At 70.7% G+C, this 24,555-nt stretch carries 29 protein-coding genes; 14 read left to right on the forward strand and 15 right to left on the reverse strand.

Going from position 1 to position 24,555, the window contains the following annotated elements:
* Window positions 1-35 precede the first annotated feature (35 nt).
* The gene (locus tag L6E10_RS06325; RefSeq protein WP_236217697.1) at window positions 36-1,022 is read left to right on the forward strand and encodes a PHP domain-containing protein; all 987 of its coding nucleotides are present in this window, start codon (window positions 36-38) and stop codon (window positions 1,020-1,022) included.
* Here L6E10_RS06325 and L6E10_RS06330 read toward each other — a convergent pair.
* On the reverse strand, window positions 985-1,563 hold the full coding sequence (locus tag L6E10_RS06330; RefSeq protein ID WP_236217699.1) for a hypothetical protein: 579 nt from the start codon (window positions 1,561-1,563) through the stop codon (window positions 985-987). The genes L6E10_RS06325 and L6E10_RS06330 overlap by 38 nt on opposite strands.
* Window positions 1,564-1,732: 169 nt before the next feature.
* Here L6E10_RS06330 and L6E10_RS06335 point away from each other — a divergent pair, with 169 nt between their 5' ends.
* The 5 genes from L6E10_RS06335 to L6E10_RS06355 all read left to right on the forward strand — a co-directional run bounded on the left by L6E10_RS06335 (window position 1,733) and on the right by L6E10_RS06355 (window position 6,570).
* Window positions 1,733-3,034, forward strand: coding sequence for a DNRLRE domain-containing protein (locus L6E10_RS06335; protein ID WP_236217701.1), 1,302 nt, complete (start codon window positions 1,733-1,735; stop codon window positions 3,032-3,034).
* 19 nt (window positions 3,035-3,053) lie between these two features.
* On the forward strand, window positions 3,054-4,271 hold the full coding sequence (locus L6E10_RS06340) for an MFS transporter (protein WP_236217703.1): 1,218 nt from the start codon (window positions 3,054-3,056) through the stop codon (window positions 4,269-4,271).
* Window positions 4,256-5,209, forward strand: coding sequence for a hypothetical protein (locus L6E10_RS06345; protein WP_236217705.1), 954 nt, complete (start codon window positions 4,256-4,258; stop codon window positions 5,207-5,209). Before L6E10_RS06340 ends, L6E10_RS06345 begins: the two co-directional genes overlap by 16 nt.
* Before the next feature lie 114 nt (window positions 5,210-5,323).
* Window positions 5,324-5,629: a putative quinol monooxygenase gene (locus tag L6E10_RS06350; protein ID WP_236217707.1), complete on the forward strand. Its 306-nt coding sequence runs from the start codon at window positions 5,324-5,326 to the stop codon at window positions 5,627-5,629.
* Complete coding sequence (locus L6E10_RS06355; protein WP_236217709.1) at window positions 5,629-6,570, forward strand: alpha/beta hydrolase; 942 nt, start codon at window positions 5,629-5,631, stop codon at window positions 6,568-6,570. The genes L6E10_RS06350 and L6E10_RS06355 overlap by 1 nt, the downstream gene beginning before the upstream one ends.
* Here the strand turns inward: L6E10_RS06355 and L6E10_RS06360 are convergent.
* The 7 genes from L6E10_RS06360 to L6E10_RS06390 form a co-directional block, all read right to left on the reverse strand.
* The gene (locus L6E10_RS06360) at window positions 6,559-6,822 is read right to left on the reverse strand and encodes a hypothetical protein (protein WP_236217711.1); all 264 of its coding nucleotides are present in this window, start codon (window positions 6,820-6,822) and stop codon (window positions 6,559-6,561) included. The genes L6E10_RS06355 and L6E10_RS06360 overlap by 12 nt on opposite strands.
* 125 nt (window positions 6,823-6,947) lie before the next feature.
* Window positions 6,948-8,234 carry an ABC transporter substrate-binding protein gene (locus L6E10_RS06365; protein ID WP_236217713.1) on the reverse strand — a complete coding sequence of 429 codons (1,287 nt, stop codon included), beginning with the start codon at window positions 8,232-8,234 and terminating at the stop codon, window positions 6,948-6,950.
* Between the two features lie 13 nt (window positions 8,235-8,247).
* Window positions 8,248-9,348 carry a branched-chain amino acid ABC transporter permease gene (locus L6E10_RS06370; protein ID WP_236217714.1) on the reverse strand — a complete coding sequence of 367 codons (1,101 nt, stop codon included), beginning with the start codon at window positions 9,346-9,348 and terminating at the stop codon, window positions 8,248-8,250.
* On the reverse strand, window positions 9,345-10,232 hold the full coding sequence (locus L6E10_RS06375; protein ID WP_236217716.1) for a branched-chain amino acid ABC transporter permease: 888 nt from the start codon (window positions 10,230-10,232) through the stop codon (window positions 9,345-9,347). Before L6E10_RS06375 ends, L6E10_RS06370 begins: the two co-directional genes overlap by 4 nt.
* Entirely contained in the window at window positions 10,225-12,075 is a 1,851-nt protein-coding gene (locus L6E10_RS06380; RefSeq protein ID WP_236217717.1) for a long-chain fatty acid--CoA ligase, read from the reverse strand. Before L6E10_RS06380 ends, L6E10_RS06375 begins: the two co-directional genes overlap by 8 nt.
* On the reverse strand, window positions 12,072-12,851 hold the full coding sequence (locus tag L6E10_RS06385) for an ABC transporter ATP-binding protein (protein WP_236217719.1): 780 nt from the start codon (window positions 12,849-12,851) through the stop codon (window positions 12,072-12,074). Before L6E10_RS06385 ends, L6E10_RS06380 begins: the two co-directional genes overlap by 4 nt.
* The gene (locus L6E10_RS06390; protein WP_236217721.1) at window positions 12,848-13,621 is read right to left on the reverse strand and encodes an ABC transporter ATP-binding protein; all 774 of its coding nucleotides are present in this window, start codon (window positions 13,619-13,621) and stop codon (window positions 12,848-12,850) included. Before L6E10_RS06390 ends, L6E10_RS06385 begins: the two co-directional genes overlap by 4 nt.
* Before the next feature lie 224 nt (window positions 13,622-13,845).
* Here L6E10_RS06390 and L6E10_RS06395 point away from each other — a divergent pair, with 224 nt between their 5' ends.
* Genes L6E10_RS06395 through L6E10_RS06405 form a run of 3 tightly spaced genes read left to right on the forward strand, consistent with a single transcriptional unit; the run spans window position 13,846 to window position 15,507 of the window.
* On the forward strand, window positions 13,846-14,310 hold the full coding sequence (locus L6E10_RS06395) for an SRPBCC family protein (RefSeq protein WP_090101288.1): 465 nt from the start codon (window positions 13,846-13,848) through the stop codon (window positions 14,308-14,310).
* Between the two features lie 12 nt (window positions 14,311-14,322).
* On the forward strand, window positions 14,323-15,042 hold the full coding sequence (locus L6E10_RS06400; protein ID WP_236217723.1) for a SigB/SigF/SigG family RNA polymerase sigma factor: 720 nt from the start codon (window positions 14,323-14,325) through the stop codon (window positions 15,040-15,042).
* Between the two features lie 42 nt (window positions 15,043-15,084).
* Complete coding sequence (locus L6E10_RS06405) at window positions 15,085-15,507, forward strand: DUF4383 domain-containing protein (protein ID WP_236217725.1); 423 nt, start codon at window positions 15,085-15,087, stop codon at window positions 15,505-15,507.
* Here L6E10_RS06405 and L6E10_RS06410 read toward each other — a convergent pair.
* Entirely contained in the window at window positions 15,494-16,417 is a 924-nt protein-coding gene (locus tag L6E10_RS06410) for a DNA topoisomerase IB (protein ID WP_236217727.1), read from the reverse strand. The two genes, L6E10_RS06405 and L6E10_RS06410, sit on opposite strands and share 14 nt — an antisense overlap.
* Window positions 16,418-16,466: 49 nt before the next feature.
* Between L6E10_RS06410 and L6E10_RS06415 the strand changes: the two genes are divergently transcribed.
* From L6E10_RS06415 to L6E10_RS06425, 3 genes are read left to right on the forward strand one after another with little or no spacing between them, the layout of a single operon-like run.
* Complete coding sequence (locus L6E10_RS06415) at window positions 16,467-17,525, forward strand: glutamate--cysteine ligase (protein WP_236217729.1); 1,059 nt, start codon at window positions 16,467-16,469, stop codon at window positions 17,523-17,525.
* Complete coding sequence (locus L6E10_RS06420; protein WP_236217731.1) at window positions 17,525-18,295, forward strand: iron-containing redox enzyme family protein; 771 nt, start codon at window positions 17,525-17,527, stop codon at window positions 18,293-18,295. The genes L6E10_RS06415 and L6E10_RS06420 overlap by 1 nt, the downstream gene beginning before the upstream one ends.
* A 20-nt stretch (window positions 18,296-18,315) precedes the next feature.
* The gene (locus L6E10_RS06425) at window positions 18,316-18,678 is read left to right on the forward strand and encodes an STAS domain-containing protein (RefSeq protein WP_236217733.1); all 363 of its coding nucleotides are present in this window, start codon (window positions 18,316-18,318) and stop codon (window positions 18,676-18,678) included.
* A gap of 2 nt (window positions 18,679-18,680) precedes the next feature.
* Here L6E10_RS06425 and L6E10_RS06430 read toward each other — a convergent pair whose 3' ends face one another.
* The 4 genes from L6E10_RS06430 to L6E10_RS06445 all read right to left on the reverse strand — a co-directional run bounded on the left by L6E10_RS06430 (window position 18,681) and on the right by L6E10_RS06445 (window position 20,548).
* A complete protein-coding gene (locus tag L6E10_RS06430; RefSeq protein ID WP_236217734.1) occupies window positions 18,681-19,091 on the reverse strand; it encodes a hypothetical protein in 411 nt (136 codons plus the stop codon).
* 9 nt (window positions 19,092-19,100) lie between these two features.
* Window positions 19,101-19,547, reverse strand: a complete 447-nt coding sequence (locus tag L6E10_RS06435) for a nucleoside deaminase (protein WP_236217736.1) — start codon at window positions 19,545-19,547, stop codon at window positions 19,101-19,103.
* A 10-nt stretch (window positions 19,548-19,557) separates the two neighbouring features.
* On the reverse strand, window positions 19,558-20,004 hold the full coding sequence (locus tag L6E10_RS06440; RefSeq protein WP_236217738.1) for a hypothetical protein: 447 nt from the start codon (window positions 20,002-20,004) through the stop codon (window positions 19,558-19,560).
* A gap of 214 nt (window positions 20,005-20,218) precedes the next feature.
* Window positions 20,219-20,548 carry a TfoX/Sxy family protein gene (locus L6E10_RS06445; RefSeq protein ID WP_236217740.1) on the reverse strand — a complete coding sequence of 110 codons (330 nt, stop codon included), beginning with the start codon at window positions 20,546-20,548 and terminating at the stop codon, window positions 20,219-20,221.
* An 84-nt stretch (window positions 20,549-20,632) separates the two neighbouring features.
* Here L6E10_RS06445 and L6E10_RS06450 point away from each other — a divergent pair, with 84 nt between their 5' ends.
* Window positions 20,633-20,905 carry a YggT family protein gene (locus tag L6E10_RS06450; protein WP_236217742.1) on the forward strand — a complete coding sequence of 91 codons (273 nt, stop codon included), beginning with the start codon at window positions 20,633-20,635 and terminating at the stop codon, window positions 20,903-20,905.
* On the opposite strand, the gene L6E10_RS06455 is transcribed toward L6E10_RS06450, so the two are convergent.
* Window positions 20,886-22,421: an FAD-binding oxidoreductase gene (locus tag L6E10_RS06455; protein ID WP_236217743.1), complete on the reverse strand. Its 1,536-nt coding sequence runs from the start codon at window positions 22,419-22,421 to the stop codon at window positions 20,886-20,888. The genes L6E10_RS06450 and L6E10_RS06455 overlap by 20 nt on opposite strands.
* A 96-nt stretch (window positions 22,422-22,517) precedes the next feature.
* On the opposite strand from L6E10_RS06455, the gene L6E10_RS06460 reads away from it, so the two are divergent.
* Window positions 22,518-23,306, forward strand: coding sequence for a hypothetical protein (locus L6E10_RS06460; RefSeq protein WP_236217745.1), 789 nt, complete (start codon window positions 22,518-22,520; stop codon window positions 23,304-23,306).
* A 7-nt stretch (window positions 23,307-23,313) separates the two neighbouring features.
* Here L6E10_RS06460 and L6E10_RS06465 read toward each other — a convergent pair.
* A partial coding sequence (locus L6E10_RS06465; protein ID WP_236217747.1) for a CHAT domain-containing protein occupies window positions 23,314-24,555 on the reverse strand: 1,242 nt, incomplete at its 5' end.

The following is a 24,555-nucleotide window of genomic DNA, read 5'->3' on the forward strand; positions in this document are numbered from 1 at the left end:
AGCGCGTGCGCGACCCGGATGGGGTAGGAAGGGGTATGGATCCGGTCAAGGCGTTGAAGCAGGTGGCTTTCCACCTCGAACGGGCGGGCGAGCCGACCTACCGCGTCCAGGCGTTCCGCAACGCGGCCGCCGTCCTCGCCGGTCTCGATCCCGCCGACGTCGAGAAGCGGGCGAAGCTCGGCACGCTCACCGACCTCAAGGGCGTCGGCAAGTCGACGGCGGGAGTCGTGCTGGACGCGCTCGCCGACCGCGAGCCCGCCTACCTCGCGAAGCTGCGGCACGTCGACATCACCGGCGGCGAGGAGATGCGCGCGAGGCTCAGGGGCGACTGCCACGTGCACTCCGACTGGTCCGACGGCGGCAGCCCGATCAGGGACATGGCCGAGGCCGCGCGCGACCTCGGCCACGAGTTCATGGTGCTGACGGACCACTCGCCGCGGCTGACCGTCGCCAACGGGCTGAGCCGGGACCGCCTGGAGGAGCAGCTCGAGGTCGTCGCCGCGCTGAACGCGGAGCTGGCGCCGTTCACGGTCCTGACCGGCATCGAGGTCGACATCCTCGACGACGGCTCGCTGGACCAGGACGAGGACCTGCTGGCACGGCTCGACGTCGTGGTCGCGAGCGTCCACTCGAAACTGAAGATGCCGCGCGCCGAGATGACCCGCAGGATGGTCAACGCGGTCAAGAACCCGCACGTCGACATCCTCGGCCACTGCACGGGCCGGCTGGTCGTGGGCAAGGGCCGCCCGGAGTCCCAGTTCGACGCGGAGCAGGTCTTCGAGGCCTGCGCCGAGCACGGCACCGCGGTCGAGATCAACTCGCGGCCGGAGCGCCTCGACCCGCCGCGCCGGTTGCTGAGCCTCGCCGCCGACGCCGGCTGCACGTTCTCGATCGACAGCGACGCGCACGCGCCGGGCCAGCTCGACTGGCTGCACTACGGCTGCGCGCGGGCCGAGGAGTGCGGTGTCGCGCCGGAGACGGTGATCAACACGAGGCCCGCATCTCGTCTGCTGTCCGGATGAGGTGCTCGTACCACGACACGAGCGGCCCGGTGTCCGCGAGCGCGCGGGTCAGCGCGACCCGGCACAGGTCCCGGACGGGTTCGGGGTCCCAGGCGGCCACCAGCGAGTCGAACGAGCCCAGCGCGCCCAGCGCGTACCGCTCCAGCCCCGCGCAGATCGGCACGACCGTCCCGTCGGCCTTCACCACCAGCGGATCGGCCCGCACGAACGCCGCGGGATCGGCTCTGAGCAGCGCGGCGGACGTGACGTCGAACTGGACCTCGACGGCGTCGTCCTCGGCGACGCGGCCCAGTTCGACGGCCGCGTAGACCAAGTCGACGCGGTCGACGCCGTGCGGCCGCACACGGACCTTGCGCGCACCCTCGCCCACGGCCTCGGCGGCCAGGCCGCGCAGCAGCGACACGTTGTCCGGCACGAGGTCGATCAGCACCGTGACCCGGTGCCCGTCGGCGGCGTGCGGACCCACCTCGTCCAGCGCGACCACGAGCTCGGCTCCCGGCACGGCGGTGAGCCAGCGAGGGTCGTGGACCTCGACTCCCATACCTGTGCGGAGCGACCGGGCGGCCGGTGGATACGTCGGCCGCGCAACCACCCCTGAGGGGGATTTTCCGGCCGTTCACCCAGCGGCCGTCCCACGATCACCGCGTGAGACTCATTTGAGCCCTACCCTTCCCGACGGCCCACGTCCGCCCACCACACCGAGGACAGGCATGTCACGTCGCAGGGCTCCCCTGGCCGTGCTCTCCACGGTCATCGTCACCGCGGCCACCCTCACCGCCTCCACCGCGGCCCAGGCCGCCACGACCACGTTCACGCCCGTCGCCGACACCTACGTCGACAACGGGTCCACCGGGACGAACCACGGCACGTCCGGCCAGCTCGGCGTCGACAACTCCCCGGTCAAGCGGTCGTTGATCAAATTCACCGTCTCCGGCGCGGAGAGCCCGAACGGCGGCACGTTCCGGGCGATGTCGAACGTCAGCTGGACCGAGACCGCGGTCACCTGGAACAACCAGCCGGCGATCGACGGCGCCACCCTCGGCTCGCTCGGGCAGGTGGTCCGCAACGCCTGGTACGAGGTCGACGTCACCGGCTACGTCACGGGCAACGGCACGTTCAGCATCGGCGTCACGTCGAGCAGCACGGACGGCGCCGACTACGACTCGCGTGAGAGCGGCTCCACCGCGCCGCAGCTCGTGGTCACCAGCGGGACGACGCCGCCCCCCGGCGACCCGGTCTGGGTCGGCGCGGGCGACATCGCCGACTCCGGCTCCGGTGACACCGCCACCGCCGCGCTGCTGGACACCATCCAGGGCACGGTGTGGACGACGGGCGACAACGTCTACCCGGACGGCACCGCCTCGCAGTTCAGCACCTACTACGAGCCCACCTGGGGCCGCCACAAAGCGCGCACCAGGCCCTCACCGGGCAACCACGACTACCACACCAGCGGCGCGACGGGGTACTACGACTACTTCGGGGCGCAGGCCGGGCCTTCGGCGCGGGGCTACTACTCCTACGACCTCGGCAACTGGCACATCGTGTCGTTGAACTCCAACATCAGCATGGCCGCGGGCAGCGCGCAGGAGCAGTGGCTGCGGCAGGACCTGGCGGCGAACACGAAGCCGTGCACCGCGGCGTACTGGCACCACCCGCTGTTCACCAGCGGGGCCAACCACGCGCCCTCGACGGCCACCAGGCCGTTGTTCCAGGCGCTGTACGACGCCAACGCCGACCTCGTCGTCTTCGGCCACAACCACCAGTACGAGCGCTTCGCCCCGCAGAACCCGAGCGGCGGGCTGGACACCGCGCGCGGCATCCGGTCGTTCGTCGCGGGCATGGGCGGCGCCGGCGCCTACGGCTTCGGCACCATCAGGCCCAACAGCGAGGCCCGCAACACCGGCACCCGCGGCGTCCTGAAGTTCACGTTGCACGACAACAGCTTCGACTGGCAGTTCGTCCCCGAGGCGGGCAAGACCTACACCGACAGCGGCACCACCGACTGCCACTGACGGACTGCTGGAGGCCGGCGTGTACCTGTCCACCCTCGACAAACCCAGGACGGCGAACTGGAAAGGGCTGAGCGGCAACGTCTTCGCGCTCGGCACGGTCAGCCTCATCACCGACGTGTCGTCGGAGATGGTGGCCGCGGTCCTGCCGCTGTACCTGGTGATCGGCCTCCAGCTCAGCCCGGCGGCGTACGGGCTGGTCGACGGCGTCCACACCGGCGCCACGACGCTGCTGAGACTCGCCGGCGGCTACCTCGCCGACCGGACCCGGCGGCGCAAGGCGGTCGCGGGCTTCGGCTACGGCCTCTCGGCCGTGGCCAAGCTCGGGCTGCTGGCCGCCGGGAACTCGGTGACCGCACTGGGACTCGTCATCACCGCGGACCGCGCGGGCAAGGGCCTGCGCACCGCACCCCGTGACGCGCTGATCACCCTGTCCACCCCCAGCGGTGACCTCGGGCGGGCGTTCGGCGTGCACCGGACCATGGACGGCATCGGCGCGTTCGCCGGACCGCTCGTCGCGATGGCCGTGCTCGCGGCGTCGGCGCAGTCGTTCGACGCCGTGTTCGTCACCAGCTCCTGCATCGCCGCGTTCGGCGTGCTGGTCCTCGTGCTCTACGTGCGGGACCGTCCGGAGCCGTTGCGGCGCAGGGAACCGCTGAAGCTCGCCCTGCTGAAGGACCCGGCGGTGCGCAGGATCGTGCTGGCCGCGTCCCTGCTCGGCCTCGTCACGATCGGCGACGGGTTCGTGTACCTGTTGCTGCAGAAGCGGGAAGACCTCGCGTTCGGCTGGTTCCCGCTGCTCGCCGTCGGCACGAGCCTCGTCTACCTGCTGCTCGCCGCACCCCTGGGCGCGCTCGCCGACCGGATCGGCCGGCGCGAGGTCATGCTGTGCGGCTACGGCGCGCTCACGCTCGTCTACCTGTTGCTGCACGGCCCGATCGGCGGCTGGCCGCTGCTGGTCGCGGTCGTGGTGCTCTACGGCGTCTTCTACGCCGCCACCGACGGCGTCCTGATGGCGCTCGCCGGACCGGTCCTGCCGGATCGCCTGCGCACCACCGGGATCGCGCTGATCCAGAGCGGACAGGCCCTCGCGTACCTCGGCTCGTCCGTGCTGTTCGGCCTCGCCTGGCAGTTCACGAGCCCCGAGACCGCCACCAGGGCCGCCGCGGTCGCGGTCGTCCTCGCCCTGGTCACCACCGCCGTTCTGCTCCGGAGAGGTCGCAAGTGGACAAACGCCTGATCGTCACCCTGACCGCGGCCGCGCTGCTCGGCGGCGTCGCCGCCGGCTACACCGCGCTGTCCGGTGCGACTCCCGGGGACGCCGCGCGGTCGGTTCCGGCCGGTGCCGGGCCACGGCTGATGGTGCTCAGCAACGGCAGGCTCTCCACCGTGTCCCGCAGCGATCCGGCGGGCTCGCGCGAGGTCACCGAACAGCGGTGCGACCGCGCGTACTCCGCCGCGGGCACGATCTCCTGCCTGCGACCGGTCGGCGCGCTCAAGGCGGGCGAGCTGGCCGTGCTGGACCGCGACCTCAAGGAGCTCAGGACCGTTCCGCTGACCGGGTTCCCCAACCGCACGCGCGTGTCGGCGAGCGGCCGGATGGTGGCGTGGACGCTGTTCGTCGACGGACATTCCTACGCCACCAACGGGTTCTCCACGAGCACGGGCATCCTCGACACGAAGACCGGCGCGCTGGTCACGTCGCTGGAGGAGTTCGCCGTCGAGGGCATGCCGCAACGCCCCGCCGACACGAACTACTGGGGTGTCACGTTCACCTCGGACGACAACCGCTTCTACGCCACGATGTCCACCAGCGGGCACCGCTACCTGCTGGAGGGCGACTTCGCGGCGCGCGAGGTGAAGCCGCTCGACCTGGACGACGTCGAGTGCCCGTCGCTGTCCCCCGACGGCACGCGCATCGCCTACAAGAAGGCGGTGGACGGCGATCCGCAGAAGGGCTGGCGCGTCTCCGTCCTCGACCTCGCGACGCGGAAGGTCACCGAGCTCGCCGAGACCCGCAGCGTCGACGACCAGCCGGCCTGGGTCGACGACAGGACCGTGGCGTACGGCATCCAGCGCGACGACGGCCTGAACGACGTGTGGGCGGTGCCCGCGGACGGCTCAGGCGCCCCCGCGGTACTCGTTCCGGAGGCCAGTTCACCGGCACCGATCGTCTAGCGGGTCGAGAGGATCAGGCAAGAGCGCACGAGCATCGATCTGCCATCGCCCCTGTTCGAGCTGATCTGATGGGTTCATCGCCAAGACGGCAGAACCACACGGAGGCAGGAACAGATGAAGGTCGCATACGGTTTCCGCGCCACGATGACGGCACGGCCGGGCAAGGGCGACGAGGTCGTCGAGATCCTGCTCGACGCCCCTTCGCTGACCGACGACGGCTGCGTGGTCTTCCTCGTCGGCCGCTCGGCGGCGAACCCCGACGTCATCCACGTGACCGAGGGCTGGACCACGGCGGAGGCGCACGGCACGTTCTTCGCGAGCGAGGAGGCCCAGGCCCTCGTCGCGAAGCTCCGGACGTTGCTCGACGGCGAGCCGGCCCGCTTTGACGCGGTGCCCGTCGGCGGCAAGGCGGCGTTCTGATGACCAAGCCCGCCTTCGACCCCGAACTGCGCACGCTGCTCGCCGGCATGCCGCTGTCGTCCGAGCTGACTCCCGAACTCCTCCACCGGATCCGCCGCATGCCGTCGCCTCCCTTCGAGACCGACGCCGAACGGCACGACGTCGCCCTCGGCGAGATCGCGCTGACCGTCTTCCGGCCGGAGAACCTCGGCGAGATCGCGCTGACCGTCTTCCGGCCGGAGAACCTCGACGGGCCCGCGCCGTGCGTCTACTGGATCCACGGTGGCGGCATGGTGATGGGCGACCGCTTCTCGCAGATCGACATCCCGCTGGAGTGGTTGCGGGAGCTGGGAGTCGTCGTGGTGACCGTGGAACACCGGCTCGCTCCCGAGGCGACCGGCACCACGCTGGTCGACGACTGCTACCGCGGTCTGGTGTGGACGGCCGAGAACGCCGGCTCGCTCGGCATCAGCCGGGTGGTCGTCGCGGGTATCAGCGCCGGCGGCGGTCTGGCCGCGGGCATCACGCTGATGGCGAGGGACCTCGGCGGACCGGAGATCGCCGCCCAGGTGCTGATCTGCCCGATGCTCGACCACCGCAACGCCACCACGTCCAGCGCGCAGTACTCCGGTGAGCCCGGTGTCTGGACGCGGGAGATGAACGAGTTCGGCTGGCGTTCGGTGCTCGGTGACCTCACCGACGTGCCCGGCCACGTGTCACCGGCGCTGGCCCGCGACCTGTCCGGGCTACCGCCGACGTACGTCGACACCGGGACCGCCGAGGTGTTCCGCGACGAGGACGTCGACTACGCCACCCGGATCTGGGCGGCGGGCGGCGACGCCGAACTGCACACGTGGGCGGGCGGCTTCCACGGGTTCGACGCGCTCCACCCGCAGGCCCGGCTTTCAGCGGCGGCACGGCGCACGCGCACCGAGTGGCTGGCGCGCAAGCTAGGCGGGTAGGGGCCTCATCCGGTCGGGCATGTGGGCGCGGAGGGCGTCGTGCAACGCCGACACCTCGTCCGCGTCCAGGAGAACGGACCCGGTCTCGCACTCCAGTTCCGCCTCGCCGGTGCGCTGGTCCGGCACGTACCGCAACGACACGTCCGGCACGGTGCACGACTCGGCCCGGCGAATCGCGACCAACAGCTCCGACACCCGTTCGTACCCCAGCCGCGCGCTCCAGCGCGACGCGGCCAGGGGACGGACGAACAACCGGAGGCCTCCGGCGGATCGGCGGACCTCGACGCACGACAACACCGCTACTACCTCCTACGACCAGCTCACAGGGAGACTAGCCAGAGTTCGCGGGCCTCAGCGTCGAGTGTCACCCGTTCGGTTCACTGGTAGCAGGGCTTCTCGAACTTGAAGTCCTTCGCCGTCGGACCGGTGAAGAACTCCTCCACCAGCGAGACTCCGGTCGGAGCGGCGTCGTCCGGCCGGTAGATGAGGGTCTGGCGGAAAGTCCCTTCCTGGGGCGAAGCGGAGAAATTACCCGCACCCGAAGGAAGCATGCCCTCGTAGTCCACGGAGGTGAGCTGGCGCACGGCCGCGAGCACGCCGGCCCGCGTCAGGTCCTTGTTCTGGACGGCCTTCTCGAGGGCTGCCTTCAGCGGGTACGCCCACACCCAGCCGGCGGTGTAGCCGTCGTTGGGCGTGACACCGGGCAGGGCCGCCCGCATCGCGGTGTGGCCGACGGACTCGGTGTTCCACGCCTTCCACGGTGCGGACTGCAGGTAGAGCGCCTTGATCGCGGGCGCGGCCGGCGACTTCAGCAGACCGGGGTTCCACGTCGGCGAGGTGCCGATGAACTTGCCCTTGAAGCCGCGGGCCGCGGCCTGGCCGATGATCACGGCGGCGTCGGTCGGGCCGGTCGTCAGCACGACCAGGTCGGGCTTCTTGGACACCACGGCGTCGATGGCGCCGCCCTGGTTGTCCTGACCGGTCTGCGTGGTCACGCTCTCGAACGTGAGCCCGCGCTTCTCGGCCGCGATCTTCGCCCCGGCCGCCGCGTCGTCGCCGTAGTCACCGGCGAGGTGCACGGCCATGACGGACTTCACGCCCATCTTGTCCACGGCGTAGTCGACGGTGTTCATCGACTCGACGCAGTAGTTCGCGCCGGACTCCAGCACGACCTCCTCGAAGCCCCACAACGAGGTCCACGAAGCCGGCACCGACACCATCTGGGTGCTCTCGAGGTCCGGCAGGATCGCCGCGGTCGTGGGCGAGCCGAGGGTCTGGGTCAGCGCCAGGACGCTGCCCTTGATCTCCTGGTAGACCTGGTTGTGGATCTGCGGGTTGTACTTGTTGTCCTTGACGTACTTGGTGACGTCGACCTCGTAGCCGCCGATGCCGCCCTTGTCGTTCACGCGCTTCCAGAACGCCTTCTGCGAGTCCGTGATCGGCACCGCCAGCGTCTTGAACGGGCCCTCGGTGAGGTCCGAGATGGTGCCCAGGTAGATGCAGCCCTTGGACTTGTCGACGGCGTTGGGGCACGCCTCGGACGTGACGCCGGCGTCGACCTTCACACCGCCCGCGCCCTCCTGCGGCGCCGCCCCGTCACCGCCCCGGCACGAGGCGAGCAGCAACGCCCCGACGAAGACGACCGCGAGTCTCTTTGCAGACATGGGGATTCTCTCCTCAGTACGAGAACGGCCAGGTGCGCCAGTAGTTGCGGACGCGGACCCAGATGCCGAACAAACCTCGTGGCTCGACGATGAGGAACACGATGATGAGCACGCCGTAGAGCACGGCCTCCAACTGGAAGACCGTGAACGCGCCGGTCGCGTCACCACTGATGAACGGCAGCACCGCGGGCAGTTCCCTGGTGATGCGTGGCAGCAGCGTGATGAAGAGCGCGCCCATGACCGCTCCGGAGATGGTGCCCGCGCCGCCGATGAGCACCATCGCGATGTACTGCACTGACAACAGCAGGTTGAACGAGCCGGGGTCGAAGAACCCGTTCACCACGAACAGCAACGCGCCCGCGACACCCGCGTAGAACGAGGACACCGCGAACGCCAGCACCTTGTACCTCGTGAGGTCCACGCCGATCACCGACGCGGCCAGGTCCCGGTCCCGCACCGCCGCGAACGCCCGGCCCACCCGCGAGCGGACCAGGTTCCGCGCCAGCACGGCGAAGATCACCAGCAGCACGAACATGAGGAGGTAGAGCTGCTGCGCGGCCGTGAACACCGCGTTGTCGCGGTCCAGCCGCACCCCGAAGAGCTCGGGCACCGCGGCGGGACGACCGACCCCGGGACCGCCGGTCAGCGACGTCCACTCCCGGAACACGTGCTCGCCCAGGAAGACCAGGCCCAGCGTCACGATCGCGAGGTAGAGCCCCCGCAACCGCACCGCCACCGGCGCCACCAGCACGCCGAAGAACGCGGCCACGAGACCGGACGCCAGCAGCCAGATCGGCAGCGACGTGATGCCGAACCCGATGACCCGGCCCGTCTCCGAGCCGGACAGCGCGGCACCCGTGTAGGCGCCGATCGCGAGGAAGAACGCGTGGCCCAGGGAGACCTGGCCCGCGTACCCCGTCACGATGTTGAGCCCGATCGCCCCGATCGCCGCCACGAACCCGGTCGCGAGCAGTTGCAGCAGGTCGTCGGTGATGAGGAAGGGGACCAGCAGGGCCAGGACGACGAGGCCGCCCGACCACGCGCGTTTGGGCCGCGTGTTCAGGAACGCCATGTCCTGCGCGTAGGAGGTGTAGAGCTCCGGACGACCTTTCACAGCCGTTCCACCTCCCGCTTGCCGAACAACCCGTACGGTCTGACGAGCAACACGAGCAACATCAACGCGTACGGAGCGACGAGGCCGAAGTTCGGTCCGAGCCAGGGCGCGAAGTCACCCTGGTAGGTGCCGAAGAGCGACTCGACGACCCCGACCGCGAGCCCGCCGACCACCGCGCCCCCGAGCGACTCGAGGCCGCCGAGGATGATCGCGGGCAACGCCTTGAGCGCCACGATCCACAGCTGCTGGTCGACGCCGGCGCCCGTGGCCACGAACACGCCGGCCAGCGCGGCGAGGCCGCCCGCCAGCGCCCACGACAGCGCGAACACCGACCCGACCGAGATCCCCTGCGCCAGCGCGACCTCCTGGTCGTAGGCGACCGCCCGCATGGCGAGCCCGATCCGCGAGTACCGGAAGAACAGGAACAGCGCCGCCGTCACGACCGCGGTCGTCGCGATCATCACGAGGTACCGCTGCTGCACCTCGGCGCCGAGGAAGCTGACGGTGTCGAGGCCCCACGGGTCGCCGACCTGGCGCACGTCGAGCCCGATGAACGCGTTCGTCACGACCCTGACCACGACGTCCACGCCGATGGTGATGATCGCGACCACGAACACCGGTTTGCCGACCATCGGCCGCAGCACGGTGCGCTCGACGCCCAGCGCCAGCACGGCGATCACCACGGCGGCCACGAGCACCGCCCCGAAGAACGACACCGCGGGCGCGAGGTACGACACCAGCACCGCGCCGGCCAGCATGAACGCCGGCTGCGCGAAGCTGATCACCTGCGTCGACTTGTAGATGATCACGAAGCCGAGCGCGAGCAGCGAGTAGATGGACCCGTTGCCGAGGCCGCGGATCAACGACTGGAGGAACTCATCCACGGGGCGCTCCTCCGTACATGGAGTCCACGAGATCGCCGAACACCTTGCCCAGAGCCGATCTCTTGACCTTCTGGGTCGCCGTGAGCTCGCCGTCCTCGTGGTCGAGCTCCTTGGGGAACATCCGGAACTTCTTGATCTGCTCGACCTGGGCGAACTTGGCGTTCACCTCGGTCACGACGTTCTGCACCAGCTCCTGGACCTCCGCCTTCTCCGAAAGGTCTCGGTAGGTGGTGTAGGGGATCTTGCGCTGCTGGGCCCAGTGCCCGACGGTCTCGTACTCGATGCCGATCAACGCCACGAGGTACGCCCGCTGGTCGCCGATCACCACGGCTTCCTTGATGTACGGAGAGGTCTTCAGCGCGTTCTCGAGCTCCGACGGCGCGATGTTCTTGCCGCCCGCGGTGATGATGATGTCCTTCATCCGGTCGGTGATCTTCACGTGCGTGCCGTCGACCCACTCGCCGACGTCACCGGTGTGCAGCCAGCCGTCGGTCAGCACCCGTCGCGTCGACTCGGGATCGCGCCAGTAGCCCGCGAACGTGCCGCCGTGCCTGGTGAGGATCTCGCCGGTGTCCTCGTCGATCCGCAGCTCGGTGCCGGGCTGCGGCTCGCCGACCGTGCCGACCTTGACCCGTCCCGGCCTGTTGCCCGTCGCCACGGCGGTGTTCTCGGTCATGCCGTAGACCTCGTGCATCGGAACCCCGATGCCCATGAAGAACTTCAGCACGTCCGGCGCGATCGGGGCGGCACCGGACGCCGCGTACCGGACGTGCCGCATGCCGATCCTGGCTTTCAGCGCGCGGAAGCAGAACAGCCAGCCCACCGCGTAGAGGGCTCTGCTGCCCGCGGTGTGCTTGCCGCCCGTCCGCACCAGCGTCTCGCCGATGGACTCGGCGCGGGCCAGCCAGAACCGGGTGACCGAGCGCTTGAGCCAGGACGCGCTGGAGACGCCGATCTTGACGCCCGCCAGCACCTTCTCCCAGATGCGCGGCACGCCGAACAGGATCGTCGGCTGCACCTCGCGCAGGTTCGCCTGCACCGTCTCGATCGACTCGGCGAAGTGGACCTGCACGCCGCTGGCCGCGCTGAACCAGGTGGTGAAGATGCGTTCGGCCACGTGGCACAGCGGCAGGTAGGACAGCGTGACGTCGGCGGGGGACGGCGGGGGCGAGGTGAACCCGCCGCCCTCCACCAGCACCTGGACGGCGAACTCGACGTTCGCGACGGTGAGCATCGCGCCTTTGGGGGGCCCGGTGGTGCCGGAGGTGTAGATCAACGTCATGACGTCGTCCGGCCCGGTCTCCGCCATCCGCCGCGCGAGCTCGCCGGGGAACTCGTCGCGGTGCGCCGCGCCGAGCGCCAGGAAGTCCTCCCATCCCAGCAGCTTCGGGTTGTCGTAGCGCCCCCGGATGCCGCGCGGCTCGACGTGGACGATCCACTCGAGGTCGGGCGTGTCCTCCAGCACGAGCAACGCCTTGTCGACCTGTTCCTGGTCCTCCGCGATGAGGATGCGCGCGCCGGAGTGCGACAGCAGGTACGCGACCTCGGACGCCGGGTTCGTGGGGTAGAGCCCGACCGTGGTGCCGCGGGCGGCGACGGTGCCGAGGTCGGCGTAGAGCCATTCGCGCCGGTTCTCGGAGTGGATCGCGACCCGGTCCCCCGGCTGGAGACCGAGGGCCAGCAGGGCGTGCCCGACCAGCTCGACGTTCGACCAGTAGCCCGACCAGCTGACCTCCTGCCAGATGCCGAAGTCCTTGGCCCGCAGCGCGATCTTGTCGGGCGTGCGCTCGGCGCGGTCCTTGACCCGCGTGACGACCGTGGTGGTCGTTCCGGAGCGGGTCATGACGTCACGCTCTTGTGCTGCTCGCCGAGGTACGCGCGGATGACGTCGGGGTCCTGCTGCACCTCCGCCGGCGTGCCGGTGCGGATGGGGCGGCCGAAGTCCATGACCATCACGCGGTCGGCGAGGTCCATCACGAGGCCCATGTCGTGCTCCACCATGATCATCGGGATGCCGAGCTCCTCGCGGACGTCCAGGACGAACCGGGCCATGTCCTCGGTCTCCTCGACGTTCATGCCCGCGACCGGCTCGTCCAGCAGGAGCAGCTTCGGCTGCATCGCGAGCGCCCTGCCCAGTTCGACGCGCTTCTGCACGCCGTAGGGCAGCAGGCCAACCGGGAACCGGCGCCACTGCTCCAGTTCCAGGAAGTCGATGACGTCCTCGACGGCCGCCCTGTTCTCCAGCTCCTCCCGGCGGGGCCTGCCGAGCCAGAAGAACGCGGACAGCGCGCCGTACCCCATGTGGTTGTGGCGGCCGAGCATGAGGTTGTCGACGACGGTGAGGTGGGAGAACAGCTCGATGTTCTGGAACGTGCGGGCCATGCCCAGCGCGGCGATGCGGTGGGGCCGCATGCCGACCAGCTCCCGGTCGTGGAACCGCACGGTGCCCTGCTGCGGCCGGTAGACACCGCTCAGGACGTTGAAGATGGACGTCTTGCCGGCGCCGTTCGGGCCGATGACGGCGAAGAGCTCGCCCTCCTCGACGCGGAACGACACCCCGTCGACGGCCACCACCCCGTCGAACGCGAGCCGGACGTCGGTGACCTCGAGAACGCTCATGACAGCCACCGCTTCCTGCGCTTGTAGTGCTTGACCGCACGGAACGAGGAGGTGCCGAGTCCCAGGTAGAACTCGCGGATGTCGTCGTCGGCGAGCAGCGCCGCGGCGGGCTTGTCCATCACGACCTTGCCGGTCTCCAGCACGTAGCCGTGGTCGGCGATGGACAGCGCCATGCTGGCGTTCTGCTCGACCAGCAGGACCGTCGTGCCCTGTTCGTTGATCTTCACGACGAGGTCGCGGATCTGCTGCACGAGCAACGGCGCGAGGCCGAGGCTGGGTTCGTCGAGCAGCAGGTAGGACGGTTCGGACATGAGCGCCCTGCCGATCGAGAGCATCTGCTGCTCACCGCCGGACAGGTAGCCCGCGCTCTGTCTTCGCCGTTCGAGCAGCCGCGGGAACAGCGCGTAGCACCGGTCCAGGTTCTGCTTCAGCTTCTTCGGCCTGGCGTGACCCCCGACCTTCAGGTTCTCCTCGACGGTCAGCTCGGACAGGATCCTGCGTCCCTCGAGCGCCTGCTTGACGCCCCTGTCGGCGATCTTCGCCGGGGAGAGGCGGTGGATCGGTTCACCGTCGAGCGTGATCGAGCCCTTGGTGACCTTGCCGTCGTGCACGTCGAGAAGGCCGCTGAAGGCCCTCATCAACGTCGTTTTCCCAGCTCCGTTGGCTCCGAGCAGGGCAACGACCTTGCCCTGGGGCACCCGCAGGCTCACGCCCCGGAGCACCAGCATCACGTCGTCGTAGACAACCTCAAGGTTGTTCGCCTCGAGCACCAGCGCCTCCTAGGGGGCTCCTGACATACCGAGCAGTATGCAGCCCGTGAGACTTGGATCACAGAGCCGTATGACCACTACGGGTGATTTCGTGATGCGCAGATCGCGAGGGGTTCGACACTCTGCGTGACTGTCCACTTCGGACTTGCCACCGATGTGTAACAGCGCGTGACACGGGTACTCACTTCTCGACACAGTCGACAGACATCGAAGGAGGAGGTTTCGTGACCACCATTGAGAAGTCGGTGGACGTCCACGTGCCCGTGAGCACCGCTTACAACCAGTGGACCCAGTTCGAATCCTTCCCGGCGTTCATGGACGGCGTCGAGAAGATCGACCAGATCACGCCGACGATGACGCACTGGACCACGAAGATCGGTGGTGTCGTCCGCGAGTTCGACGCGGAGATCACCGAGCAGCACCCGGACGAGCGGGTCGCGTGGACCACGGTCGAAGGCCCGTCGCAGGCGGGTGTGGTCACCTTCCACCGCATCGACAACGACACGACGCGCGTCCACCTCCAGATGGAGTTCGAGCCGGAGACCCTGACCGAGAAGGCGGGTGCCGCGCTCGGCGTCGTGGGCCACCGGGTCGAGGGAGACCTGAAGCGGTTCAAGGAGTTCATCGAGAACCGCGGCACCGAGACCGGCGCGTGGCGTGGCGACGTGACGCCACCGCCCCAGGTCTGATCGCGGTGCGCGTTGACGCCAGACCAGCACGCGGCGTTTGAGGAACTCGCCCGCACCAGCCGCGACTCGCCGCGTTACTACGCGCTGCGGGACCGGCTGGTGCGCGAGTACCTCCCGCTCGCCCGGCACATCGCCCGCCGCTTCAGCGAACGCGGCGAACCGATGGAGGACCTGGCCCAGGTCGCCGCAGTGGGCCTGATCAACGCGATCGACCGGTTCGACGTGGGCCGGCAGACGGACTTCCTGTCCTACGCCGTGCCCACGATCACCGGCGAGGTGCGCAGGCACTTCCGCGACCAGTGCTGGGCGGTCCGGGTGCCGAGGAGGTTGAAGGAACTGTGCGACGCGATCGACGGGGCCACCGCCGAGCTGTCGCACCGCACCGGGCGCTCCCCCACCCCCTCCGAGATCGCCCGGCACCTGGGGATGCCCATCAGCGACGTGTACGAGGGCCTGCGGATCGAGAAGAACATCGCGTTCGCGCCCCTCGACTCGCTGGAGGGATCGACCGTCGACGACCCCGCCCTCGAGGGGGTCGAGATCCACGAGGCCCTGCAGCCCATGCTGCGGGGCCTTCCCCGGCGGGAACGGACCATCGTGGTCCTGAGGTTCTTCGGCCGGTTGACCCAGACCGAGATCGCCCGCCGCGTCGGCATCTCCCAGATGCACGTGTCGCGCCTGCTCACGAAGTCGCTGGAGCAGCTGCGGCACGACCTGCTGGCGGAGGAGTGAAACGAGTGAGCGGGAATGTCCGGTACTGGTGATACTGATCTCATGAACCGCCTGCGGTGGCCCCAGAAGCTCGCGATCGGCACCGGCGCGCTGCTGGTGCTCTGGGGGCTGGCGGGGTTCGCCGTCACCGGCTTCTCGAACTTCGCGGGTGAGGCGGACACCTGGGTGCTGGGCCTGCGCGTGAACCCGTTGCAGAACGTCCTCCACCTGGTGTCCGGCGCCGCCCTGCTGTTCGCGTTCCCGAGGCTCAAGGCGTTGAGCAGCACCGCGCTCCTCGTGGCGGTGCTGTACCTGGTGCTGTTCGGGTTCGGCATGGCCCGCTACGACGAGCAGGTCGTGAACTTCCTGAACGTCAACGCCGGCAGCAACGCGCTGCACCTCTTCTCCGGCTTCGCCGCACTGGCGGCGGCACAGGGTGCCGTGTGGTGCCGCCAGTGCGACCGGGCGGCCGTCAAGCCTGCTTGAGCAGCCTGTGGACGGCCCGCTCCGGGTCGCCCCGCCCGATGACCTCGCCGTGCTCGAACGCCTCGACCAGCCTCGGGTCGACGTAGGACTTCCTCACCACGGCCGCCGTGTTGCCCAGTTGCTCGGAGACCCCCTTCATCACGGAGCTGACGGCCCGTTGCGACGGCCTGCCCCGCTCGGCCAGCACCGCGGCGAAGGCCTGGGCGGCGAACACCGTGGCACGCCAGGTGCGGAGGTCCTTCACGCTGAACTCGTCGCCGACCAGCTCCCGGAAGCGCTCGTTGAGGTCGTCGGCGGTGATGTCGAAGACGCGGCAGTCCGGCGTCTTGCCCCGCAGCAGCGACCTGAGCGCCCTGGCGAGCTCGGGGTCGGTGATCTCCTCGTCGACCTGGACGCCGGACTTGGCCGGGAAGTGGAAGTGGATCCGGCTGCCCCGGACGCTCACGTGCTCGCAGAGCAGGGTGGCGACGCCGTGGGTGCCGTTCTCGTCCACGTACTGCTCGTGGCCCACGCGGAAGATGCCGAGGTCGAGCATCCGCAGCCCGATGGCGAGCAACCGCAGCCGCCCGCGTGTCTTCATGTCCCGCGCGGTCTGCTCGCGGAACCCCTTCAGCTTCGGCGCGAGCTCGAGGACGCGGTCGAACTTCTCCGCGTCGCGCTCGACGCGCCACTGCTCGTGGTAGAGGTACTGGCGGCGTCCGGCGTCGTCGTAGCCGACGGCCTGGATGTGCCCCGTCGGGTGCGGGCAGATCCACACCTCCCGCCACGCGGGCGGGATGACCAGGGCTTTCACCCGTGCGACGTCCTCGGGGGCCAAGGGCTGACCCTGCGCGTCGAGGTAGCGGAAACCCTTGCCCTGACGGCGGCGGGTCCAGCCCTGCCCCGCCGGGTCGCTGCGGCGCAGTCTCATGTGGTCACTCCGAGGTTGATCAGCACCAGACGCGGGTACCCGCTCGCCGATGAATCACTACACGGTCGGCGTGGAACAGGAGTTCCTCCTCGTCGATCCCGAGTCGCGGCGTCCGGTGGCGCTGGCACCGCGGGTGCGGGAGATCTCCCGCGCGCCCGGTGACCTGGATGTCCAGGGTGAGCTGACGCCGTTCCAGATCGAGGTGGCCACCGGGGTCACGTCCACGTTCGACGAGCTCGACGAGCAGGTGCGGCAGGGCAGGCGGGTGCTCGTCGACGCCGCGGGCTGCCGGCTCGTGGCGACGGGCATGCCGCCGATCGGCGAGGCCGGGCCCCCTCCCGGATCGGATGACCCCCGCTATCACCGGATCGAGTACTCCCACCGCCGTCTCGTGGCCGGCACAGGCGCGTGCGGACTGCACGTGCACGTCGGTGTCCCTTCGAAGGCCGAAGCCCTTGCGGCGTCGAACAAGCTGCGCCCGTGGCTGCCGACGCTGCTCGCGCTGAGCGCGAACTCCCCGTACTACCTCGGCGAGGACACCGGGTACGCGAGCTGGCGGTCGATGGTGTGGTCGAGGTGGCCGGTGAGCGGGCCACCGCCGCACTGGGACGGGCCCGAGCACTACGACCGGACCGTCCAGGCGTTGATCGACTCGGAAGCGCTGATGGACAGGGCGATGGTGTACTGGGACGTCCGGCCGTCCGCCGAGCACCCGACGGTCGAGGTGCGCGTCGCCGACATCCCCCAGCTCGCGGCGGAGGTCTCGGTCTTCGCGGAGCTGGTCCGCGCCCTCGTCGTGGCGGAACCCTCCGAACGGGGGGTGGACGATCCCGTGCTGCGGGCGGCATGTTGGCGGGCGTCGCGCGACGGGGTCGACGGACTGGCCGCCGATCCGCGCACCGGCAAGCTCTCCCCCGCGTTCGACCGGGCGGTGTCACTCGTCGAGCACGTCGGGGTCGCGCTGCGCGATCGAGGCACTCTGTCTACTGTGGAGCGGCACATCGACTGGCTGCGCCACAACGGCTGCGGTGCCGCCCGGCAACGGCGCTGCCCGGACCCCGAGTCCCTTGTGGACCTGCTGATCGCCCGAACGCGTGAGGAAACCTGATGCGCCTGCCCGCTCCCCGCGGCCACATGAGTTCCGCCCTCATCGCCGAGCTGCGGCGGCCACCCCTGCCCCGGCCCGCGCTGCTCGTCAGCGGCGGCACCAGGGACGCGTGGGCGGACGACGACCTGCAGCTCTCGCTGTGGGTCTGCTACGAGCTGCGGACGCGCGGCTTCGACGACGTCGCCGCGGGCTGGGAGGACCACCCCGCGCTCGCCCAGTTCCACGCGGCGCTGGAGCAGCGCTGGGAGTCGGCGCTGCGCGCGCTGACCGGGACGACCACCCCCGCCGCCCTGACCGACGAGGGCCGCGCCGAGCTGCGCCGGCACCACGCGTTCTGGCAGCCGCGCCGCCAGATGCGCTCGGTGCTGCGCGACATCCAGGGCGACGCCTACGGCACCCGTTCCGAACGCACCCGTTCAGTGCTGTTCACGGTGACGCTGCGCGACGTCGCGCCGTCCACCGGCGTCGACGAGATGCCCGCCCCCACCCTCGCCCTGGTGAACGCCCTGTCGCTGTTCGGCCTGCACCGGCGCCTGGTCGGAGCCCTGGTCGGCTTCCTGACCGCGGTCGACACCATCGGCGGCGACCCGTTCGCGCAGCTGCTGCCGGTGCAGTGGCCGCCGGAGGACGTGCGCCTCGGCTTCACCGTCTGCCACGAACTGCACGCCCGGCTCACCCAGCACGTCCACGCGTCCGTGCAGGCGGGCCGCCCCTCGCTGAGGGGGCGTTGGTCGCTCTCGCCGGGCCGCGTTGTTAACGTGGGGTGCTGAAGCTTTTGAAGGGAGACAGCGTGCCCGACCCCACCGCTCTGGCCACCGTGGTCGCCGACCGGACCACTCAGGACGTCGTCGTGCTGCACGTCTCGGGCGAGCTCGACACCACGTCCAGCAGCGAACTCACCGGCCCGCTGGACAACCACGTCGTGGCGGGCACGCGAGCCGTCGTCGTGGACCTCGGCGGCGTCCGCTTCCTCGGCTCCGCGGGCCTCGAGGCCCTCGTCCTGGGACAGCAGCGCGCGACGAAGACCGGCGTCGAGTTCGTCGTGGTGGCGTCGTCGCGCGCCGCGCTGCGCCCGATCGAGGCGACCGGACTCGACTCGGTGTTCACGATCGTCGGCTCGGTGGACGAGGCGCTCGCGCGCTACACCGGCTGACGCTACGGTTCCCGCCCCACCACCCGCACGATGCTCTCGGCGTCCTCCCCGGCGGTGCTGATCCGCACCCCGGGGAACGCCTTCGCGTACTCGACCGCCACCACCCTGGCCGCCGCCTCGGACAGCGGTGACCCCGGGTCGCCGACGTTGACGACCACCGGGGCCGCGGACCGCTCGAGCGCCGGCAGGTGAGCCTGCAGAACCCTGGCGAGTCCCGCGACCTTCGCCTCGAACGTCTCCGGCGCGAGACCCGCGGTGTTGATCAGCACGTCCAGCTCGTCCGGCTCCCCCGCCACCGCCACCGGCTCACCGGGGGCGGCGTCGAGCGGCGCGAGCCGGACCGTGTGGCCGGCCTGCTCCAGCAGAACGGCCAGCCCGCCGGGGTCCGCACCGGCGATCAGCACAGAAGCCATGCCTCCACGCTAATCGCGGCCGATGTCCTCGTACCAGAGCTCGGGGCGTTCGGCGATGAACGTCGTCATCAGCTCGATCAGCGCGGGGTCCTCGACGACGGTGATGCCCACGCCGTGCTCGGCGAGCCAGTCGTGGCCGCCGTGGAACGTCGTGGCCTCGCCGATCAGCACGTTCGAGATGCCGAACTGGCGGACCAGGCCGCTGCAGTACCAGCACGGCGACAGGGTCGTGACCATGGTCGTGCCGCGGTAGCCGCGCTGGCGCCCGGCGTTGCGGAAGGCCGAGGTCTCCGCGTGCATGGAGGCGTCGCCGTCCTGCACGCGGCGGTTGCGGCCCCGGCCCAGCAGACGGCCGTCGCCGTCGAAGAGCGCCGCGCCGATGGGGACACCGCCCTCGGCGAGTCCCGTCCGCGCCTCTTCGACGGCGACGGCCAGCATGTCCTCAGCGGAAGTCATGCGACCCAAGCTACTTCGTCCTGGACGACTTCACCGTCGTCGACGTGCCGCTCCGGCGGTGCGGGGAGCCGGGCTCGTCGGAAAGCCGCACCCCGGTCGGCGTGACCTCTGTGGACACTCCTGCTCCGGGGCCGTGCCGATGGCGCACGTCGTCGCGGTGCCGGGCGAAGTGCTCGATGTCCCCGAGGGCGTCCTCGGCCCTCCCGCCGAGCTGCGGGTCGCCGAGGAGCTCCCGCAGTGCCGGCACCACCTCGGGCAGCACCTCCCGGTCGATCCTGCCGACGTGTCCCAGGCACGTGACGGCCAGCTGGGCGAGGTCCCGGTCGGAGCCGCTGACGACGTCCAGCAGGACGCGCTGCAGCTGCTCGCGTTCCGGGTCGTGACGAACGAGCGCGAGCATGGCCTGGTAGGCGTCGAACCGCCGTTCCGGAGCTCTGCGTGCCAGCGGATCACGCACTCTTCGAGGACCACACCGGCCGATTGGTCCAACAGCTCGTCGAGGTCACCCGCCGCACGGGCCCAGCCTCCCCCTTCGACGCGCACGACCAGTTCGTCGTCCACCACGCCGACGAGCGGATCACCATCCCACTCGAACACGACGCCGCCCAGTGCTTCCGTCTCGCTGATGCCGCGCCACCCGTCCAGCGCCGCGCGGACCTCGTCCAGCCGGCTCACTTCGGTGGCAGCGCTTCCACGAACTCGCGGCACCGCCCGACCCACTCCTGCAGCGCCTCGTCCTCCGCCACCGCCTCCCCGTCCACGACCACCCAGCCGGTCATCGGCCGTCCGGTGAAGTCGAAGACGCGGGCGCCCGGCTGCGCCAGCGCGTCGGCCTGCGCCTCCGGTCCGACGCGCGCGATCAGGTCGGAACCCAGGGCTCCGACCAGCATGTTCCCGCGCCACAGGAACACGAGGCTGCCGAACATCTTCCTGGTGCTCAGGTCCGGGAGGTCGCCCAGCGACTCCCCCAGGCGGTGGGCCAGGCCCTCGTCGTACGCCATGCGCTGAACACTGTCTCAGCGAGTTGCCAGGCGCCTCTCAGTTTCGTGTGGCTTCATGGACGTACAGGACACAAGGAGGCCCTCTTGTTCGGCTTGGTCGGCTGGATCCTCGGTTGGCTGCTGACGCTGTTCATCCTCGTGATGATCGGCCGGATGATCGTCGACTGGGCGGTCACGCTGCAGGCGCGGGGTGACTGGGTGTGGAAGGTGCGCCGCGTGACGCACGGCGTCACCGAGCCCGTGCTCTCACCGGTGCGCAAGGTGCTGCCGCCCGTGCGGTTCGGCGGGTTCGGGCTGGACCTGGCGTTCACGGTGGTGTTCATCGCGGCGCTGATCCTCAGGTCGCTCGTGTGGTGAGGACGCCGGGGTTGAGCACTCCGGCCGGGTCGAGCGCGGCCTTCGCGCCGGACAGGGCCGCGCCGAAGACGTCCGGGCGCTGACGGGTGTACCAGGGCATGTGGTCGCGGCCCACGGCGTGGTGGTGCGTGATCGTGCCGCCCGCGCCCAGCAACACCTCGGACACCGCGGCCTTGATCTCGTCCCACTGCGCGGTGAGGCTGCCCCAGCGGCCGGGCGCGTAGACGCCGTAGTACGGCGCGGGGCCGTCCGGGTAGACGTGCGTGAAGCGGCACGTGACGATGCCGGCGCCGCAGACCTCCCGCAACACCTCGGTGGCCTCCGCGACGACGGAAGCGTGCAGTCCGGGGAAGCGGTCCCACGTGCAGGCCGTCTCGAACGTCTCGGTGATCATCGCGTGCTGCGCCATCGCGTCGCGCTGGTAGGGCATGCGCAGGAACGACTTCCGCCACCGCCGCGCCGCGCCCTCGACGACCTCCCCGTCCCCGCAGAGCTCCAGCGCACGCGCGAGCTTCGCGTCGACCGGGTGGTCCGCGGACTCGAAGGCCAGCACCAGGACGGACCGCGGTGAACCCGCGTTGAGCAACGCCTCCGCCGGGTCGAGCAGGCGGCAGTTCGCCGGGTGCAGCCCGGACTGCGCGATCAGCCGCGTCGCCTCGACGGCCCGCTCCCACGACGCGAACCGCACCGAGGCGCCCGCGCGGTGGACCGGCGGGTCCTGCAGCCGCATCCACGCCTCGGTGATCACGCCCAGCGCTCCCTCCGAGCCCAGGAAGAGCCGGTCCGGCGACGGCCCCGCACCCGACCCCGGCAGCCGCCGCGACTCGCAGACGCCCCGCGGCGTCACGACCCGCAGCGACTCGGTCAGGTCGTCGATGTGCGTGTGGAGCGTGGCGTAGTGCCCGCTTGCGCGCGTGGCGAGCCAGCCGCCGAGCGTCGAGAACTCGAACGACTGCGGGAAGTGCCGCAGCGTCAGGCCGTGCTGCTCGAGCTGCGCCTCAAGTGACGGCCCCGGCACGCCCGCCTGGATCCGCGCCGCCCGGCTCGTCGGGTCGACCTCCAGCACCCGGTCGAGCGCGCCGAGGTCGAGCGTGACGACGCGCTCGGCGTCGCGCGGCTCGACGCCACCGACCACGGAAGTGCCGCCACCGAACGGAATCACGGCGACGTCGTTCGACGAACACCAGTCGAGCACGTCCACGACGTCCTGCTCGGTGCGCGGCCGGGCAACGGCGTCGGGCAGCGTTCCGACGTCCCCGGCGAGGTTCCGCGCGACGTCGCGGTAAGCCTGTCCGCGAGCGTGCGAGAGCCGGTCGACGGGATCGGCCGAGCAGATCCCACCGGGCACCGGGAAGCGCGGGGCGGGGAGGTCGAGCGAGGCGGGGTCCGGTGGCGCGTGGAACGTCAGGTCCGCGTCCGGCAGCACGGCCCGGACCCGCTCGGTCAGCACGCGGCGTTCCTCCGGCGTGACGGCGTCCTCGACGGTGCCCCAGCCCCACCACGACCTCGTTGTCATGGCGACCAACCATAAGCGAAACGCTGACGTTCTGGAACGACCTGAGTACAACTACTCCTGGCCCCCGCGGCGACCACGCCGCTACCGTCGGGGGCCATGAAGGCATGGGGGGCCGTTCTTCTGCTGGCCGCGGTGCTCGGCGTGACGGCGTTCGTCGTCAACCGTCCCGACGGCAACAGCACCACCGACGAGAAAGCCAGGAAGGTCGCCGAACGCATCGGCTACCCGGTGGGCGCCGACGCGAACGCCTACGCCCGCGCGGCGCTGGAGGGCAACGGCGACCCGAAGTACTTCGCCGTCCTGGAGGTCACCGACAGCCCGACGAGCGACGCCACGAAGGTCCGCGCCAGCCTGCTGTTCCGCGTCTTCGACCCCGGCACCTCCGAGTCGCACCAGCCCTGGCGGCTCTGGGAGGAGGACCCCGTGACGGCGTGCTACCGAGCCGACTTCACCTACCACGGCGTCACCGGAGGCGGCCCCGAGCGCGTCCACTGCCCCGCCGGCGCGCAGCCGGTCGTCCCGCCACCGGCGCAGAAGACCGGTGTGCCACCCGCTTACCCGGACGCCTTCAAGACGATCCTCACCGAACTACCGGCCGCACCGACGCAGGACGAGGTGCTCGCGGCGTTGCGCGCGAAGCTCCCGCCCCTGCCCGTGGACGAGCAGACCAAGCTCCCCTGGGCCGACCCTCACCTCGACGCGTTCGTCCGGGACGGCAACGTCGGCGTCATCGCGAAGGGCGGCGGCTCGTGCCTCGCGGGCGTGCGCCTCGCGGACGGAACGGTCGCCGCCTGGTACCCGCCGCGCGTGCAGACGCAGCCCGGCGAGCTGGGGTGTTCGGGCGCCAGCGCGCTGGCGCTGCACAAGACGCCGCCGCCGAAGTGACGGAGGTTCAACCCGCCCCGAAGCACACGAATCCCACAGCCGCCGCATAAGCGCCATCGTCCGCGGCGGCCCGCTGCACCGCGGCCAACGCCTCGGCCGGGGCCGTTCCCGCCGCCAGCTTCCGGTGCAGCTCCACCATCACCGGCGCGGTCCCGTCGGTCGGCACGGGGACGACCGGAGCGATCAGCGTCCGCGTGCCCAGCCCGAGCAGCGCCGCCGTGAAGCCCATCAGCTCGTCGCCGGGCCGGACGGCGGACTGTCCCGTGTCGCAGGCCGACAGCACCACCCTGGTCGGCGGGCGCCGCAGCCGCTCGATGTCGTAGACGGTCAGCGGGCCGTCGGCCAGTTCCAGCGCCGAGAACAGCGGGTTGTCGACGCGGAACGAGCCGTGCGCGGCGATGTGCGCCAGGGCGGCACCGTCCATTGCGGACGACACCGCGCCGACGGTCGCCGCGGTCTCCACCAGGACGCGGCCCGGCACGTGCTCGCTGATGGCCCTGATCTCGGCCGGCGCGGCGGCCATGCGCGGGCCTGCGGCGAGCACGGCCTCGCCCGGGGCGTCCGCCGCGGAGCACGCGCGCAGCCACACCGAAGCGGACGGCGCCACGGTCACCTGCCGGTTCAGCACGGCCCACGGCAGGCCGTTCAGGGCACCGGCCGGCACGACCACCAGGGGCCGCCCGTCGATCCGCCGCGCCAGCGGGTCGAGCAGCCGCCGCGCCAACAGGGAGGCCGCGTGGGAAGCCGACGAGCGCGCCACCGCCAGGTTCGGCAGCGCGGGGGGCAGCGTCACCAGCCTGTGCAGGGCGAAGCGCAGCAACCGGATCTCGCGCACCACCTCCTCCACCGGCCCCAGCGGGTGCAGCGAGGCGCGACCGCCGGCGAGCACCACGGCCATCAGCTCACCGTCGTACTCCACGAACTCGATCAGCGCCGACGACCCGAGAGCCGACCCCAGTGCCGCGACCGACGGCGGCTTGAAGACCGACACCTCACCGGACATCTGCCGGGTGAGGTCGCGCACGCGCTGCTCGGCCCGCACGAGCTGACCGCGCAACGACCCCGCGGGTTTCCCGGCCAGCACGGCGGACTCGACGTCGGCGGACACCGCGCGCAACGACGCCAGCGCGTCCTCCAGGCGCGGATCGTCGGGCGGCGACACGGACTTCATCCGCAGCGCGCCGGCGCGCCAGCTCTCGGTCCACGACAGCACCCGGGCCGCGTTGCCGGAGGCGACGGCCAGCCGCAG

Source organism: Lentzea sp. CC55 (assembly GCF_021056325.1).
GTDB classification, from domain to species: domain Bacteria; phylum Actinomycetota; class Actinomycetes; order Mycobacteriales; family Pseudonocardiaceae; genus Lentzea; species Lentzea jiangxiensis.